Source organism: Rhodococcus sp. 06-418-5 (assembly GCF_002258285.1).
Classification (GTDB): domain Bacteria; phylum Actinomycetota; class Actinomycetes; order Mycobacteriales; family Mycobacteriaceae; genus Rhodococcoides.
This window is the reverse complement of the sequence record NZ_NOYE01000024.1, coordinates 1-16,228: the sequence shown is the minus strand read 5'-3', so window position 1 is coordinate 16,228 and position 16,228 is coordinate 1. Positions and strand designations below refer to the sequence as shown.

At 64.9% G+C, this 16,228-nt stretch carries 13 protein-coding genes, 1 rRNA gene and 1 pseudogene; 13 read left to right on the top strand and 2 right to left on the bottom strand.

Annotation, left to right across the window (positions count from 1 at the left end; all coding sequences use genetic code 11):
- The first annotated feature begins 10 nt into the window (after positions 1–10).
- The 10 genes from argC (at position 11) to CH274_RS18220 (ending at position 11,988) form a co-directional block, all read left to right on the top strand.
- Complete coding sequence (argC, locus tag CH274_RS18265; protein WP_032394293.1) at positions 11–1,066, top strand: N-acetyl-gamma-glutamyl-phosphate reductase; 1,056 nt, start codon at positions 11–13, stop codon at positions 1,064–1,066.
- Positions 1,063–2,301: a bifunctional glutamate N-acetyltransferase/amino-acid acetyltransferase ArgJ gene (gene argJ / locus CH274_RS18260; protein WP_045195009.1), complete on the top strand. Its 1,239-nt coding sequence runs from the start codon at positions 1,063–1,065 to the stop codon at positions 2,299–2,301. Before argC ends, argJ begins: the two co-directional genes overlap by 4 nt.
- The gene (gene argB / locus CH274_RS18255) at positions 2,298–3,212 is read left to right on the top strand and encodes an acetylglutamate kinase (protein WP_094658413.1); all 915 of its coding nucleotides are present in this window, start codon (positions 2,298–2,300) and stop codon (positions 3,210–3,212) included. The genes argJ and argB overlap by 4 nt, the downstream gene beginning before the upstream one ends.
- On the top strand, positions 3,209–4,414 hold the full coding sequence (locus CH274_RS18250) for an acetylornithine transaminase (RefSeq protein WP_094658412.1): 1,206 nt from the start codon (positions 3,209–3,211) through the stop codon (positions 4,412–4,414). Before argB ends, CH274_RS18250 begins: the two co-directional genes overlap by 4 nt.
- Positions 4,411–5,346, top strand: coding sequence for an ornithine carbamoyltransferase (argF, locus tag CH274_RS18245; RefSeq protein ID WP_094632456.1), 936 nt, complete (start codon positions 4,411–4,413; stop codon positions 5,344–5,346). The genes CH274_RS18250 and argF overlap by 4 nt, the downstream gene beginning before the upstream one ends.
- Positions 5,343–5,858, top strand: a complete 516-nt coding sequence (locus CH274_RS18240) for an arginine repressor (protein WP_037192611.1) — start codon at positions 5,343–5,345, stop codon at positions 5,856–5,858. Before argF ends, CH274_RS18240 begins: the two co-directional genes overlap by 4 nt.
- A gap of 51 nt (positions 5,859–5,909) precedes the next feature.
- On the top strand, positions 5,910–7,109 hold the full coding sequence (locus CH274_RS18235) for an argininosuccinate synthase (protein WP_094658411.1): 1,200 nt from the start codon (positions 5,910–5,912) through the stop codon (positions 7,107–7,109).
- Positions 7,106–8,554, top strand: a complete 1,449-nt coding sequence (gene argH, locus CH274_RS18230) for an argininosuccinate lyase (protein ID WP_256993631.1) — start codon at positions 7,106–7,108, stop codon at positions 8,552–8,554. The genes CH274_RS18235 and argH overlap by 4 nt, the downstream gene beginning before the upstream one ends.
- A 108-nt stretch (positions 8,555–8,662) precedes the next feature.
- Positions 8,663–11,680 carry an AMP-binding protein gene (locus tag CH274_RS18225; RefSeq protein WP_094632470.1) on the top strand — a complete coding sequence of 1,006 codons (3,018 nt, stop codon included), beginning with the start codon at positions 8,663–8,665 and terminating at the stop codon, positions 11,678–11,680.
- A gap of 101 nt (positions 11,681–11,781) precedes the next feature.
- A complete protein-coding gene (locus tag CH274_RS18220) occupies positions 11,782–11,988 on the top strand; it encodes a Trm112 family protein (RefSeq protein WP_032394286.1) in 207 nt (68 codons plus the stop codon).
- Between the two features lie 63 nt (positions 11,989–12,051).
- Here CH274_RS18220 and CH274_RS18215 read toward each other — a convergent pair whose 3' ends face one another.
- Together CH274_RS18215 and CH274_RS18210 are read right to left on the bottom strand one after the other, a co-directional pair.
- Entirely contained in the window at positions 12,052–12,807 is a 756-nt protein-coding gene (locus tag CH274_RS18215; protein WP_032394285.1) for an ABC transporter permease, read from the bottom strand.
- A pseudogene (locus CH274_RS18210) lies at positions 12,804–13,535 on the bottom strand (ABC transporter ATP-binding protein). The gene CH274_RS18215 and the pseudogene CH274_RS18210 overlap by 4 nt, the downstream one beginning before the upstream one ends.
- A gap of 79 nt (positions 13,536–13,614) precedes the next feature.
- Between CH274_RS18210 and CH274_RS18205 the strand changes: the two are divergent.
- From CH274_RS18205 to CH274_RS18195, 3 genes are all read left to right on the top strand, one after another.
- Positions 13,615–14,259: a DNA-3-methyladenine glycosylase gene (locus tag CH274_RS18205; protein ID WP_032394283.1), complete on the top strand. Its 645-nt coding sequence runs from the start codon at positions 13,615–13,617 to the stop codon at positions 14,257–14,259.
- Between the two features lie 38 nt (positions 14,260–14,297).
- On the top strand, positions 14,298–15,572 hold the full coding sequence (tyrS, locus tag CH274_RS18200) for a tyrosine--tRNA ligase (RefSeq protein WP_032394282.1): 1,275 nt from the start codon (positions 14,298–14,300) through the stop codon (positions 15,570–15,572).
- 584 nt (positions 15,573–16,156) lie between these two features.
- A 16S ribosomal RNA gene (locus tag CH274_RS18195) occupies positions 16,157–16,228 on the top strand; the annotation flags it as partial.

Below are 16,228 nucleotides of genomic sequence, written 5' to 3'. Positions count from 1 at the left end.
AATAAACCGTATGATTACTTCGGAGGCGACGCCGCGGCGCGTCGCGGTCGCGGGTGCCAGCGGATACGCCGGCGGTGAGATTCTCAGGCTGCTGCTCGGGCACCCGGGAGTGCGCGACGGTTCGTTGATCATCGGCTCTCTGACTGCGGGCGGCAATGCAGGCGCGACGCTGGGTGAATTCCATCCCCACCTGTTGCCACTGGCAGATCGCGTTCTCGGTCCCACCACTGTCGACGAACTCGCAGGGCACGATGTCGTGTTCCTCGGCCTCCCACACGGTAAGTCCGCCGAGCTCGCACTGCAGCTGCCCGATTCCGTGCTGATCATCGATTGCGGTGCCGACTTTCGTCTCACCGACGGTGCGGCCTGGGAGAAGTACTACAAGAGTCCTCACGCGGGCAGTTGGCCGTACGGCCTGCCGGAGCTGCCGGGTGGCCGCGAGCGGCTCGTCGGTGCCACCCGCATCGCCGTTCCCGGGTGCTACCCGACGGTGTCGTCTCTCGCGCTCGCACCCGCGGTCGCCGCAGGCATCATCGAGCCTCGCGTCAATATCGTCGCCGTGAGCGGTACCTCGGGTGCCGGTCGCGCTCCCAAGGCCGATCTTCTGGGTTCGGAGGTGATGGGTTCGGTTCGGGCGTACGCGGTTGCGGGCGCGCATCGCCACACTCCCGAGATCGTGCAGAACCTCTCGGCCGTCGCCGGTAGCGCTGTCGCGGTGTCCTTCACGCCGGTTCTCGCCCCGATGCCGCGCGGGATCCTCGCCACCTGTACCGCGGTCACCACCGCCACGCAGGCACAGGCCGTCGAGGTGTACGAAAAGGCATACGCCGCAGAGCCGTTCGTGCACGTGCTTCCGGCCGGCCGGCTTCCGCAGACCGGTTCGGTCATCGGATCGAATGCCGTGCAGATGAGCGTGTCGGTCGATGCAGACGCCGGCTTGCTCGTCGTGATCGCGGCCATCGACAATCTGGCCAAGGGCACGGCGGGAGCAGCAGTCCAATCCATGAATCTCGCACTGGGAATCACCGAGACCGAGGGTCTCTCTACCGTAGGAGTAGCACCATGAGCAGCGTCGGGAGCCAGGCGGAGGCCGTCGGCACGGTTGCGGGCAAGCTCGTGCGCACACAGGGTGTCACCGCTCCCGCGGGTTTCCGTGCCGCCGGTATTCCGGCCGGTATCAAGGCAAGTGGTAAGTCCGATCTGGCCCTGGTGTTCAACGAGGGTCCCGACTTCGCGGCAGCGGGTGTGTTCACCCGCAACAAGGTCAAGGCAGCGCCGGTGTTGTGGTCTCGGCAGGTGCTGTCCACCGGTCGACTGCGTGCGGTGATCCTCAACTCCGGTGGTGCCAACGCCTGCACGGGTGCGCCCGGGTTCCAGGACGCGCACCGCACGGCCGAGGAAGTGGCGTCGGCACTGAGCAATTGGGGTTCCGAGACCGGCGCTGTCGAGGTTGCCGTCTGCTCGACGGGGCTCATCGGTGACCGGCTCCCGATGGACAAGCTGCTGCCCGGCGTGACCGAGGTCGTGCACGAACTCGCAGGCGGCATTTCCGGTGGTACCGATGCGGCGTACGCGATCATGACCACCGACACCGTGCCCAAGCAGGCGGCTGTTCATCATGCCGACAAATGGAACGTCGGCGGCATGGCCAAGGGGGCAGGCATGCTGGCGCCGTCGTTGGCCACGATGCTCAGTGTCATCACCACCGATGCCGTTGCCACCGCAGACCAGCTCGACAAGGCACTGCGCGCGGCGACCCGATTGTCCTACGACCGGCTCGACGTCGACGGCGCATCGTCGACCAACGACACGGTGCTGTTGCTCTCCTCCGGGGCCAGCGGAGTGGCACCGTCACAGGAAGAACTCGACGCCGCGGTCCTGGCGGTGTGCGACGACCTGGCCGACCAGATGATGGCCGACGCCGAGGGCGTGACCAAGCGAGTGCGGATCACCGTGTCGGGCGCGGTGTCCGAGGACGAAGCCCTGATCGGTGCACGCACGGTCGCCAGGGACTCTCTGACCAAGACGGCACTGTTCGGTTCCGATCCCAACTGGGGCCGCGTTCTCGCGGCAATCGGCATCGCCCCTATCGAGCTCGACCCGGATCGAATTGCCGTGTCCTTCAACGGCAGTCCGGTGTGCATCGACGGCGTGGGAGCGCCGGGCGCTCGCGAGGTCGACCTGTCCGGTGTCGACATCGAGGTGACCATCGATCTGGGTCTGGGCGCGGGGTCGGCCACCATCCGAACGACCGACCTCTCGCACGCGTACGTCGAAGAGAACTCGGCGTACTCGTCATGACATCCGCCGCACTGGATTTGACGGCCGCGCAGAAGGCGTTCACCCTCGCCGAGGCACTGCCGTGGCTGCAGCGATTCTCGGGCAAGATCGTCGTGGTGAAATACGGCGGAAACGCCATGATCGACGACGATCTGAAGCGGGCGTTCGCGGCCGACATGGTGTTTCTGCGCACCGTCGGAATTCATCCGGTCGTCGTGCACGGCGGAGGGCCGCAGATCTCGGCCATGCTGACCAGACTCGGCCTGGCAGGTGAATTCCGCGGCGGATTCCGCGTCACCACGCCCGAGGTCATGGACGTTGCGCGGATGGTGCTGTTCGGACAGGTCGGGCGCGAGCTGGTCGGCCTGATCAACGGTCACGGTCCGTATGCCGTGGGGATCTCCGGTGAGGATGCGCACCTGTTCACCGCAACGCGTCGGACCGTGCTGGTCGACGGCATCGACACCGACATCGGCCTCGTCGGCGACGTCACGTCGGTGAACCCCGCTGCGGTGTTCGATCTCATTGCAGCAGGACGCATTCCGGTGGTGTCCACCATCGCTCCCGACCGCGACGGCGTCGTGCACAACATCAACGCCGACACTGCGGCCGCGGCGCTGGCCAGTGCCATCGGTGCCGAGAAGATGGTGGTGCTCACCGATGTCGAAGGCCTGTACACCGATTGGCCCGATCGCAGCTCGTTGACCTCCGAGATCGACGCGTCCGCGCTCGAGGCGTTGCTGCCCTCGCTCGACGCCGGGATGGTGCCGAAGATGGAAGCGTGTCTGCGTGCGGTTCGAGCGGGTGTGCCGTCGGCGCATGTCATCGACGGTCGCGTCGAACATTCCGTGCTGGTGGAGCTGTTCACCGGTGAGGGGATCGGCACCATGGTCACCCCCGATCATTCTTCTACGTCAGGAGTCACGCCATGACCGGCACCGAGTCCACCCTCGATCTGCAACAGCGGTGGTCGAATTCGTTGATGGACAATTACGGTGCTCCGCGCGTGGCGCTCGTGCGCGGCGAAGGTGCGGTGGTGACGGACGCCGACGGAAAGCAGTATCTGGACCTGCTCGCTGGTATCGCCGTGAACATCCTCGGACATGGCCATCCGGCGGTGATCGAGGCGGTCACCACTCAGCTGTCCACTCTCGGGCACACCTCGAATCTCTATGCGACAGAACCAGGTATTGCGCTGGCCGAGCAATTGCTCGCGCACCTCGGTGCCGGGACCACCGGCCGGGTGTTCCTGTGCAACTCCGGAACCGAGGCCAACGAGGCGGCCTTCAAGATTGCTCGCCTCACCGGCCGCCCCAACATCGTGGCCGCCGAGAAGTCCTTTCACGGACGGACGATGGGTGCTCTCGCACTGACCGGTCAGCCGGACAAGCGGATCCCGTTCGAGCCGATGCCTGCAGGCGTGCACCATGTTCCGTACGGCGATGTCGCCGCGCTGGAAGCCGCCGTCGATTCCGACACCGCCGCAGTGTTTCTCGAACCGATCATGGGCGAGGGCGGGGTGGTGGTTCCGCCCGAGGGATACCTCCTCGCTGCGCGTGAGATCACCGCGAAGCACGGGGCACTGCTGGTCCTCGACGAGGTGCAGACCGGTATCGGCCGAACGGGATGGTTCTACGCTCACCAGTCGGTCGGCATCGTGCCCGACGTGATCACGCTCGCCAAGGGCCTGGGCGGTGGCCTGCCCATCGGTGCATGCATCGGCATCGGAGCGGCGGGGGAGTTGCTGCATCCGGGCAAGCACGGCACCACGTTCGGTGGTAACCCCGTATGCGCTGCGGCGGCTCTGGCCGTCCTGCGCACCGTTGCCGACGAGGATCTGATCTCGCACGCGGACAGCATCGGCAAGACGATCGCGCACTCCATCGAGAGTCTCGATCACCCTCTGGTGAGCCATGTTCGGGGTTCGGGACTACTCCTCGGCGTGGTCCTCACCGCCGCCGTCGCACCGGCGGCCGAAGCGGCCGCGCGCGAGGCGGGCTTCCTCCTCAATGCGGCACAGCCCGACGTGCTCCGGCTCGCACCACCGTTGATCATCACCGAAGAGCAAGCCGCGTCGTTCGTGACGGCGTTACCGGCCATTCTCGACGCAGCACAGGAGGCTCATCAGCCATGACCGTTCAGCACTTCCTCCGGGACGACGACATCACGCCGCAGCAGCAGGGTGAAATCCTCGCTCTGGCAGCAGAGCTCAAGCGTGCACCGTTCTCGAAGCGTCCTCTCGAAGGCCCCAAGGGGATCGGTGTCATCTTCGAGAAGAACTCGACGCGTACTCGCTTCTCGTTCGAGATGGGCATCGCTCAGTTGGGTGGCCATGCGGTCGTCGTGACAGGTCGCGACACACAGCTCGGTCGTGAGGAGACTCTGCAGGACACCGGCCGAGTTCTCTCGCGCTACGTCGAGGCGGTCGTGTGGCGCACGTTCGGACAGAAGCGGCTCGAGCAGATGGCCACCGGCGCAACCATTCCGATCGTCAACGCCCTCTCCAACGAGTTCCACCCCTGCCAGGTTCTGGCGGATCTGCAGACCCTGATCGAGCACAAGGGAAATCTGCAGGGCCGCACCTTGGCCTACTTCGGTGACGGTGCCAACAACATGGCGCACTCGCTGCTGATCGGCGGTGTCACGGCCGGGCTGAACGTGCGGATTGCCGCGCCAAAGGATTTCGCGCCGCTCGGCTACGTACTCGACGCGGCGCAGGCTCGCGCCGAGGAAACCGGGGCCACCATCACCATCACCGAGGATCCGGTCGAGGCAGCCACCGGTGCCGACGCGCTCGTCACCGACACCTGGACGTCGATGGGCCAGGAGAACGACGGTCTCGATCGCGTCGCCCCGTTCCGGCCCTATCGAATCGACTCCGATCTGCTCTCTAAGGCCCAGTCGGATGCCGTTGTGCTGCACTGCCTGCCCGCACATCGCGGCGAGGAGATCACCGACGAGGTGCTCGACGGTCCGCAGAGCGTCGTCTGGGACGAGGCCGAGAATCGCCTGCACGCGCAGAAGGCTCTGCTGGTGTGGCTTCTCGAACAGGCCAGTCGACCATGAGCGAGGACGTCACTGCGGTGCCGTTGACGGCGTCGACCCGCGCGGGCAGGCAGGCGCGGATCATCGCGTTGCTGGCCACGCATCAGGTACGTAGTCAACCGCAGCTGGCGTCGTTGCTCGCCGCCGAGGGAATCGACACCACTCAGGCGACGCTTTCGCGGGACCTGGAGGAACTGGGTGCGGTGAAGCTGCGCGCACCCGACGGTGGAGTGGGGGTGTACGTCGTGCCCGAGGACGGCAGCCCGGTTCGCGGAGTGTCCGGAGGCACCGATCGGCTCCTGAAGTTGCTGGGTGAGTTGTTGGTGTCCACCGATCACAGCGGAAACCAGGCCGTGCTCCGAACACCACCCGGCGCGGCGCACTACCTGGCCAGCGCTCTCGATCGCGCTGCGATGCCCGAGATCGTCGGGACCATCGCAGGAGACGACACGATTCTGTTGATAGCCCGCGAGCCACATACCGGTGGCGAGGTCGCGGACAAGATCGAAAAGCTTGCTCGACGCGGTAACTGAGATCCGGTTACCCATCATGCGCAACAAGAACAACGAAGGAGCTTGAACACCATGGCCGAACGCGTCATCCTCGCCTATTCCGGCGGACTCGACACCTCCGTCGCCATCAGCTGGATCGGGAGGGAGACCGGCAAGGAGGTCGTTGCCGTCGCCATCGATCTGGGGCAGGGCGGCGAGGACATGGACGTCGTGCGTCAGCGCGCACTCGATTGCGGCGCAGTCGAATCCGTCGTCGTCGATGCCAGGGACGAGTTCGCCGACGAGTACTGCCTGCCGACGATCCAGTCCAACGCGCTGTACATGGATCGGTACCCGCTCGTGTCGGCCATCAGCCGTCCGTTGATCGTCAAGCACCTCGTCGAGAACGCGCGGGCGCACGGCGGAACCGTTGTCGCACACGGGTGCACGGGCAAGGGCAACGACCAGGTTCGGTTCGAGGTCGGCTTCAACACCCTCGCCCCCGAGCTCGAGGTGTTGGCACCGGTTCGCGACTACGCGTGGACGCGCGAGAAGGCGATCAAGTTCGCCGAAGAGAACGACATCCCGATCAACGTGACCACCAAGTCGCCGTTCTCGATCGACCAGAACGTCTGGGGACGCGCGGTGGAGACCGGTTTCCTCGAGGACCTGTGGAACGCGCCGACCAAGGACGTCTACGACTACACCGAGGATCCGACGGTCAACTTCCAGGCTCCCGACGAGCTCATCGTCTCGTTCGACAAGGGTCGCCCCGTCGCGATCGACGGCCGTCCGGTCTCGGTACTCGAAGCGATCCAGGAGCTCAACACTCGTGCCGGACCGCAGGGTGTCGGCCGCTTGGACGTCGTCGAGGATCGGCTCGTCGGCATAAAGAGTCGCGAGATCTACGAGGCACCCGGTGCCATGGTGCTCATCCGGGCCCACGAGGAGCTCGAGCACGTGACCCTCGAGCGCGAGCTCGGTCGCTACAAGCGCCACACCGACCAGAAGTGGGCCGAGCTGGTGTACGACGGCCTGTGGTACTCCCCGCTCAAGGGCGCTCTCGACACGTTCGTGCAGCACACGCAGGAGCACGTTTCCGGCGACATCCGCCTGGTCCTCCACGCGGGCGGGATCATCGTCAACGGACGCCGCAGTGGTGAGTCGTTGTACGACTTCAACCTCGCCACCTACGACGAGGGCGACACGTTCGACCAGTCCGCGGCCAAGGGATTCGTTCAGCTGCACGGACTCTCGTCGAAGATCGCCGCGAAGCGGGACCTGGGCCTGTGACGAATTCGGAGATCTCACACGGAACCAACGAGGGTTCGCTCTGGGGTGGCAGATTCGCATCCGGACCGGCCGCCGCCATGGCGGCGTTGAGCAAGTCGACGCACTTCGACTGGGTACTCGCGCCGTACGACATCCGCGCATCCATGGCGCACGCCCGGGTGCTGAACGGTGCCGGACTGCTCACCCCGCAGGACCTCAAGACCATGCTCGACGGTTTGCAGCGTCTCGCCGACGACGTCGCCTCCGGTGCGTTCGTGGCAGCCGATTCCGACGAGGACGTGCACGGCGCTCTCGAACGCGGTCTGATCGATCGTGTCGGACCCGAGGTCGGGGGCCGGCTGCGCGCGGGCCGGTCGCGTAACGACCAGGTCGCCACGCTGTTCCGGATGTGGCTGCGCGACGCCGTCCGTCGGGTGTCGGTCGGCGTTCTCGATGTGGTCGACGCGTTGGCCACCCAGGCAGCGGCGCATCCGACGGCCGTCATGCCGGGCAAGACGCATTCGCAGGCCGCGCAGCCGGTGTTGCTGGCGCATCATCTGCTCGCGCACACCCATCCGTTGCTGCGCGACGTGCAGCGCTTCGCGGACTTCGACACGCGAGCAGCGGTGTCGCCGTACGGTTCCGGGGCTCTCGCCGGTTCGTCACTGGGTCTGAGTCCGGAGAAGATCGCAGCCGAGCTCGGATTCGACTCATCCGCTGAGAACTCGATCGACGCCACGTCCTCGCGCGACTTCGCGGCCGAGGCTGCGTTCGTGTTGGCGATGACGGCGGTCGATCTGTCTCGGTTCGCCGAGGAGGTCATATCGTGGAGCACGCCCGAGTACGGCTACGTCACATTGGCCGACGCATGGTCCACGGGCAGTTCGATCATGCCGCAGAAGAAGAATCCGGATGTCGCGGAGCTGACCCGCGGAAAGACCGGTCGACTGATCGGAAACCTTACTGGTCTACTGGCCACGCTCAAGGCGCAACCGTTGGCCTACAACCGTGATCTCCAGGAGGACAAGGAGCCGGTGTTCGACTCGGTGGCGCAGCTCGAGCTGTTGCTGCCTGCACTCACGGGATTGACGGCAACGCTCGAATTCCACACCGAGCGCATGGCCGAACTCGCACCGGCCGGGTTCACGCTCGCCACCGACATCGCCGAGTGGATGGTGCGGCAGGGGATTGCGTTCCGCGTAGCTCACGAGGCCGCGGGTGCCTGTGTCCGAGCGGCCGAGGCGCGAGGCGTCGGGCTGGCGGATCTGACCGACGACGAGCTCGCCGCGATCGATCCTTCCCTCACGCCGGCCGTTCGTGAGGTGCTCACGGTGGAGGGTTCCATCTCGTCGCGGGACGCCCGCGGTGGCACTGCCGCGGTGCAGGTGGCGCATCAGCTCGGGGGCGTGCGAGCCACGGCGTCGATGCTGCGTACGTGGGCCGAGGAACCGGTGTTGCGGCACTGAGTGCGCAATCGACATCCCTGCCGGTTCGTCGAGTGTGATGTGAGAAGCTTTCGTCACGCGAAGACCGATGCCGGTCGTTCCGTCGGGGCCGAACGCAGGAGTGTACTTGTGGGACTGAATGCAGACGCCGTACGCGGCCCACTGCGCCGTGCCATCGCCACGGCGCAGAACGGTCTCGAGGTCATCCGTCTCGGTGGGCTCGAGACCGAGGTGGACCCGTCACCGTTTCGGGTGATGGACCGCGAGCCGATGTATCGGCTTCGTCGTTACTTCCCCGACGATGTTCCTGCGGACAGTCCTCCGGTGGTGCTGATTCCTCCGATGATGGTCTCCGCGGACGTCTACGACGTGACGACCGACCAAGGGGCGGCGGGAATCCTGCACGGCATGGGGTTGGATCCGTGGGTCGTCGACTTCGGTTCGCCCGATACCGAGGAAGGCGGATGGGGCCGCACGCTCGCCGATCACGTGGTGGCGATCAGCGAGGTCGTCGACAAGGTGCACGAGCACACCGGTCGCGATGTACACCTGGGTGGCTATTCCCAGGGCGGAATGTTCTGCTACCAGGCGGCCGCCTACCGAGGCGGCCGAAATCTGGCCAGTCTCATCACCTTCGGGGCTCCGGTCGATACACTCGCCGGTTTGCCTCTCGGGATCCCGGCCGGAGTGGCGACGCGAGGTGCGGAGTTCCTGGCCGACCATGTGTTCACCCGGCTCGCCGTGTCGGGGTGGATGGCGCGGACGGGATTCCAATTGCTCGATCCGGCGAAGACCGTGCGGTCGCGCTTGGATTTCCTACGCCAGTTGCACGACCGTGAGGCACTGTTGCCACGCGAGCCGCAGCGACGCTTTCTGGCGATGGACGGGTGGGTGGCCTGGTCCGGCCCGGCCGTTGCCGAGTTGTTGAAGCAGTTCGTCGTGCACAACCGCATGATGACCGGCGGGTTCGTCATCAAGGACAGACTGTTGACTCTGGCAGAACTGACGGTGCCGGTGTTGGCCTTCGTCGGCGAGGTGGACGACATCGGTCAACCGCTCGCCGTTCGCGGCATCCAGCGCGCTGCCCCGCGTGCGCAGGTCTTCGAAACAACCTTGCGCGCAGGCCATTTCGGCTTGGTTGTCGGCAGTACCGCGGCTGCGCAGACGTGGCCGACGACGGGAAACTGGATTCGGTGGCGGGAAGATCTCGGACCCAGGCCCGAGGCGGTCCGCGTCATGGAACGCGAGGATCACGGTGACAGCGACAGCGGAGTGTCGATCACCAATCGACTGATTCATACCGCTGCCTCCATCGCCGAAGTCGGCGTCGGTGTCGGCCGCGGGCTGGCGTCGGCCGCGACGGGGGCGGTGCGCGGTACCCGGGAGATCTCGTCCGAAGCCGTGCGTACCTTGCCGAGGCTCGCCCGCCTGGGGCAGATGCAGCCCCACAGCCGAGTCTCGTTGGGCCGCTTGATCGCCGAACAGGGACGTAAATCTCCCAACGGCGAGTGCTTCCTGTTCGACGATCGAGTGCACACCTACGATGCCGTGAACGTTCGCATCGACAACGTGGTGCGCGGTCTGATCAGCGTCGGCGTGCGGCCCGCGTCGCGCATCGGAGTGCTGATGGAGACCCGCCCCAGCGCGTTGGCTGCCATGGCGGCGCTCTCGCGGATCGGGGCGGTGCCTGTTCTGCTGCAGCCTGGCAGCGACCTGACTGCAGCCTTGCGGACCGTCGACGTCGACACGGTGATCGCGGATCCGGAGAACGTGGCAGCTGCAGTGTCGGTGACACCGAACGTCCTGGTGCTCGGCGGCGGAGACACGCGGACGCTCGACGTCCCGTCCGGATACGAGGTCACAGATCTCGAGGCCATCGATCCCGACACGGTGCGTTTGCCCCAGTGGTACGAGCCGGACCCGGGTCGTGCCCGCGAACTGGCGATGATCCTGTTCACGACTACCGATCACGGTCTCGAACCGCGATACATCACCAACCACCGCTGGGCCTTGTCCGCTTTCGGTACGGCCACCACTGCTGCTCTCGGTCCCGGCGATACTGTGTATTGCCTTGCACCGCTGCATCATTCGGCAGGAATCCTCGTCACGATCGGTGGTGCACTCGCGGGCGGATCGCGGATCGCACTGTCGCGTGGTCTCGAGCCCGAGAGGTTCAGCGAAGAGGTCTACCGCTACGGCGTCACGGTCGTGAGCTACACCTGGACGATGATGCGTCAGATCCTCGACGACGGCCGATTCCCCGTCGACTCCGGTCACCCGGTGCGGCTGTTCATCGGATCCGGCATGCCGGTGGGGCTGTGGCGACGCACTCTCGCAAGATTCAGCCCGGCTCGGGTACTCGAGTTCTACGCCTCCACCGAGAACGACGTGATTCTTGCCAACGTCGCAGGCTCGAAGATCGGATCCAAGGGCCGCCCGTTGCCCGGTAGCGCACGGGTTGCATTGGCGGCCTACGACCCGATCACCGGGCGTCTCGAAGAGGACGACGAGGGCTTCGTCCGACAGTGCCGCGACGACGAGATCGGACTACTCCTCGGCCGACCGAGCGGAGACGGCGAAGCGACCAGTCACGTCATGCGGGGAGTATTCGAACCCGCGGACGCGTGGATCCCCACCGAGAACCTGTTCCGTCGCGATTCCGACGGCGACTACTGGCTCGTCGACCGCAAGGACACCGTCGTGCGATCGGCCTGCGGGCCGGTGTACACCCAACCGATCGTCGACGCGGTGGGTGACCTGGACCAGGTCGATTCGGCTGTGGTGTACGGAGTGCGGGTGACGTCCGATCGGCCACGATCGGTGCGCGTCGAGGCATCGGCCACCGAGGTGGCCGTCTGCGCCATATCGCTGCAACCGGAAGCGGTGATCACCGCTCGTGCGTTGACGGACACTCTCGGCGTGCTCCTGCCGGCGGAGCGCCCGGCGATCGTGCACGTGGTGCCCGAAATTCCGGTGGGTCGCGCGTACCGACCGACCGCGACGGCGTTGAAGCAGGTCGGCATTCCGACGCCGAGTGCGCGTTCGTGGTACTACGACTCCGAGTCGAACAGCTATCGTCGAATGACGAAAGCTGTTGTGGCCGAGCGGTTCGTCGGACGAGAAGCCGCCGCCGAACAATCGTCGTAGCAATGACGTCATAGCAATGACTCAGGGCAGAACGGAACGTGTTCGGTAGCGTAAGCGAGTACACCACTTCCGGTTCGACCGGATCAGAACGAAGGACACCCGTGGCAATCGATTCGACACTGCTTTCCATTCTTGCGTGCCCAGTGGACAAGGGACCGCTGTTGTTGATCGAAGGGGAACTGCTCTACAACCCGCGACTTCGGCGTGCATATCCCATCGAGAACGGAATCCCGGTGTTGCTCGCGGACGACGCCCGCGATGTCGACGACGCCGAGCACGAGTCGATCCTGTCGCGCGCCACGTCCTAGTACTTTCCGTCGGTCACCCCGCGTTCGTCGACCACTGGGTTCGTCGACTACGGCGTTCTACGACTACGGGGTTCTACGACGCAATGTCGCGGCGGCTCCGATCAGCGCGGCGACGGTGAAAGCCATGACCAAGGCGAGGTCGGTCCACATACGGCCGGTGGCCGCGGGGTACCGGGCTATCTCCTGGAGCGCGTCGACCAGGTAGCTCAGCGGCAGAACATCGCTGATCGCGCTCAGCCAGTTCGGCATCTGGTCTCGTGGCACCAGTAGTCCGCACAGGAACAACTGCGGAATCACGACGACCGGCATGAACTGAACGGCTTGGAACTCGGTGCGAGCGAACGCGCTGCACAGCAGTCCGATGGCGACGCCGAGCATCGCTCCCAGGACTGCGATCACCAGAACCCATCCGACCGAGCCCTCGATGTCGAGCCCGAGAAATCCGAACGCGACGGTGCACGCGAGCAGCGCTTGACCGACAGCGGCGAGCGAGAAGGCGGACCCGTAGCTTGCAAGCAGGTCCAATTTGGACATCGGCGTCGTCAGCAGGCGCTCGAGCGTTCCGGAGGTGCGTTCACGCTGCATCGAGATCGACGTGATCAGGAACATGACGACGAACGGCAGGATGCCGAGCATCGTGATGGCGATCCGATCGAACAACGACTGCTGGTTCGGCTGGGTCGGCACGTCTTGGTAGAGGTAGTACAGCAACACCATCAGCAGGGACGGAACGAGCAGCACCATGGCGACCGATCGATGGTCGGCTCTGAGCTGGCGCAGGATGCGGCCGGTGCCGGCTGCATAGATCCGCGCGTTCACGATGTCTGTTCCATGGATCTGACGAGAGACAGGAATGCGCGATCGAGGGTCGTTTCGTTCGTGCATGCGAGTAGGGCGTCAGGGCTCGATTGGGCCAGCACGGTGCCGTCGCGCATCAGAACGAGACGGCTGCAGTGCTCGGCCTCTTCCATCACGTGGCTCGAGACCAGCACCGTTGTGCCTCGTGCTGCGATATCGGCGAAACGTGACCACAGCTCGGAGCGCAGCACGGGATCCAAGCCGACGGTCGGTTCGTCGAGCACGATCAGCTCGGGCTCGGCAATGAGCGCACTGGCCAGGGATACCCGCCCCAGTTGACCACCCGAGAGTTCGCCCGCCCGTGACGATGCGTGGTCGGCCAGGCCGACCGACTCGATGGCGGACGCCACGTCCGCGCGGCGGCGACCGTACAGCGACCCGAAGTACTGCACGTTCTCCAGAACGGTGAGATCTCGATAGACACTCGGTGCCTGGGTCACTTAGCCGACCGTGCGGCGCAATGGTGCCGAGCCAGCCGGAGATCCGAGGACTGTCACGGTTCCGCTGTCCACGATCTGAGTGCCGACGATCGCACGCATCAGAGTCGTCTTGCCGCAGCCCGACGGACCGAGAAGTCCCGTGATGGCTCCACGAGGGATCGTCAGGGACAAACTGCGCAGCACCGTTCGTTTGCCGCGGCGAACCGTCAGCCCTGTGATGTCGACGGCGTGTTCACCGGTGAACGCCATGTCGGCCTCCAGACTCGTCGGATGTTGCAGTAGTAGCCCCGTCGCGCTCGGTGGTCAAGGGCGAAGCATCATGGGAGGGATGAATGCCGTTGAGTTGGAGACCGGGGAGCCCGACGACGCAGCGCGACGCATCCTCGGTGGAACCATCACCGTGGGCGACGTGTCCGTGCGCATCGTCGAAGTCGAGGCCTATGGTGGTCCGCTCGACGGTCCGTGGCCCGATCCGGCCGCGCATTCCTTCCGGGGGCCGACCGCTCGCAACGAGGTGATGTTCGGTCCTGCCGGTCGTCTCTACGTCTACCTGAGTTACGGAATGCATCTCTGTGTGAACGTGAGCTGCGGCCCAGACGGTACGGCCGCTGCTGTGTTGCTTCGTGCGGGTGAGGTGGTGGCGGGCCACCACGTCGTCGAGAGCAGGCGTGCCGGCCGCGGCCCACGATCGGCGCGGGTCGAGGCCGGTTGGGCCCGCGGGCCGGGCAATCTCGGTCGAGCAATGGGCGTCTCGCTGGAAGACAACGGAAAGGACGTGTTCGACGCGTCGTCGCCCGTCACCCTCGACCTTCTCGAACGCCCGCTGCACGAGAAGGTAGTTGGATCCGGCCCACGGGTGGGGGTGAGTGTCGCGGCCGATCGTCCGTGGCGCTTCTGGGTGCTCGGGTCACCGTCGGTATCGAGCTACAAACGCAGTCCTCGCGCCGCCGCTCCCGGTGGCTCGGAGGCCTGACCGACGTGTGGATGCGTCCATGCAGGAGAATCGACGTCGTGAGTGAGAACATCATCGACGAAATGACCTGGCGTGGACTGATCGCGCAGTCCACCGATGTGGACGCGCTGAAGAAGGCCACATCCGAGGGCCCGATCACGCTGTACTCCGGCTTCGATCCGACCGGTCCTTCGCTGCACGCAGGGCACCTCGTGCCGTTGCTGGCGCTCAAGCGTTTTCAGCGGGCAGGCCACCGTCCGATCGTTCTCGCCGGTGGTGCCACAGGACTCATCGGTGACCCGCGCGATGTGGGGGAGCGGACCATGAATTCCCGCGAGGTCGTCACCGACTGGGCGTCGCGTATCCGTGGACAGCTCGAGCGGTTCGTCGATATGGACGAGAGCCCGACGGGCGCAGTGGTGGTGAACAACCTGGCCTGGACGGGGGAGTTGTCCGCGATCGACTTTCTCCGCGACATCGGCAAGCACTTCTCGATCAACGTGATGCTTGCTCGCGAGACGGTCAAGAACAGGCTCGAGAGCGACGGAATGTCGTACACCGAGTTCAGCTACATGCTGCTGCAGGCGAACGACTACGTGCAGCTTCGCCGCCAGTACGGCTGCAGCCTCCAGATCGGTGGCTCCGATCAGTGGGGAAACATCATCGCCGGGGTGGAACTCAACCGGCGTCAAGACGCCGAGTCGGTCCATGCAATGACGGTTCCGCTGGTCACGTCCGCCGATGGGAAGAAGTTCGGTAAATCCACCGGAGGCGGCAGCCTGTGGCTCGACCCGGAGATGACGAGCCCGTACGCCTGGTACCAGTACTTCGTGAATACCGGTGACGCGGATGTGGTGAAGTACCTGCGCTGGTTCACCTTCCTGTCCAAGGACGAGTTGGCAGAACTCGAGTCGGCGACCACCGAGCGTCCGCACGCGCGCGAAGCGCAGAAGCGCTTGGCCGCAGAGATGACCACGCTTGTCCACGGTGAAGCGGCGACGCGATCGGTCGAACTCGCCAGCCAGGCGCTCTTCGGGCGGGCCGAACTGACGGAACTCGACGAGAAGACGCTCGCCGCCGCGCTACAGGAAGCGTCTGTGGCGGATATCGAAGCGGGTGCGCCGAACACCATCATCGATCTGCTCGTCGCTACCGGGTTGAGCGAAAGCAAGGGCGCTGCCCGACGCGCGGTCAAGGAGGGTGGCGCATCGGTCAACAACGTCAAGATCTCCGACGAGGAGTGGACGCCCGGCGCGGACGATCTCCTGCACGGCCGGTGGTTGGTGGTGCGACGCGGGAAGCGGAACTTCGCCGGAGCCCGAATCCTCGGCTAGATTTTCGATGGCTGCCAGTGGCCGGAGTCACATCCGTGTAATTTGGTTACGACGCCCGTCGGGTGGGTAAGTGACGCGGTGCGACCAGGCTGTTCACGCGAACCATCCGTGAACGACCTGGGGATTTGACGCGTTGTTATCCGGGGCGTAACTTTGTCCAGGTCAGAGCGACACGGACGCCAGCCCAGACCGCAAGGCCTGAGCAACGCGGAGTTCGCCTTCGACAAGATGAAGTTGATCGGATCGCAAGATTTCGACCCCTTCACGGATGAAAAGCCAGTTTGACTGTGCTCGATCATCTGATCTAAGCTGGAACAGTTGCCCCAGACACCCACGAGCTTCAGCTCGACGGTGAATGGTGTGTGCGTGTTCTTTGAGAACTCAACAGTGTGTCGATGAATGTCAGTGCCGAATGTTTTTGGCGCTCATGCCTTTTGGGGTGTGGGTGTGACATCTTCTTGCTTCATTCTTCCCGTCTGAGGTGAGAGGGTTTTGTTTGTTTTGCTAGTTGAGTTTTTTTTGCTAGTGATTTGACTCTTTATGTTTATGACTGATTCGCAGTTTCGGCTGTTGATCGAGAGTCTTTTACGGAGAGTTTGATCCTGGCTCAGGACGAACGCTGGCGGCGTGCTTAACACATGCAAGTCGAGCGGTAA